At 64.2% G+C, this 260-nt stretch carries 1 pseudogene; it reads right to left on the reverse strand.

Annotated features, from left to right (window positions below):
* Positions 1 to 260, reverse strand: a pseudogene (locus AC1Q80_RS30935) (calcium-binding protein); the annotation flags it as partial.

A 260-nucleotide genomic window follows, 5' to 3' on the forward strand; every position in this document is an offset into this window, starting at 1 on the left:
CCCGACAGGATATTGTTGCCGGCGCCACCCGACAGGCGGTCGCCACCGTCGCCACCGACGATGATGTCGAAGCCTTCGATCAGGTCCGAACCGATCTCCTCGCCTTCGGCAATGCCGGCCTCGATATCAGCAAGCACGGCCTGCACCAGCGCTGACATGTCGAGCGTATCGATGCCGTCGCCACCGACGTAGACGTCGTTGCCGTCAGTGCCGGCACCTTCTGCCACGACGATAACCGTGTCGTTGCCCAGGCCGCCCAA

The organism is Ensifer sp. GW823-FHT05D09 (assembly GCF_058795755.1).